Source organism: Labrenzia sp. C1B70 (assembly GCF_000475395.1).
In the GTDB taxonomy this organism is placed as follows: domain Bacteria; phylum Pseudomonadota; class Alphaproteobacteria; order Rhizobiales; family Stappiaceae; genus Roseibium; species Roseibium algicola.
The window spans coordinates 1-217 of sequence record NZ_AXCE01000058.1; the positions used below are offsets into that span (position 1 = coordinate 1).

Below are 217 nucleotides of genomic sequence, written 5' to 3' on the forward strand. Positions count from 1 at the left end.
GGGCAGCAGATCGCTCTCCGGATCACTCGGGTCCAAAGGCAAAAAGCCCTCCCAGGTGATCTGACCAAACCGCATTCCGGATAACTCGGAGCGCCGGCGGCCACCGGAGGCAAAACCAACCAGCAGCAAGGCCCTGTCTCGAATGTCCATCAGGCTTGGCGCAGCGTAATCCGTGCCGTTACAAGTCGCGAGCAGTAGCTCCAGACAATCGGCCGTG

At 60.8% G+C, this 217-nt stretch carries 1 pseudogene; it reads right to left on the minus strand.

Annotated features, from left to right (window positions below):
• Nucleotides 1-217: pseudogene (locus Q666_RS66620) on the minus strand (integrase); the annotation flags it as partial.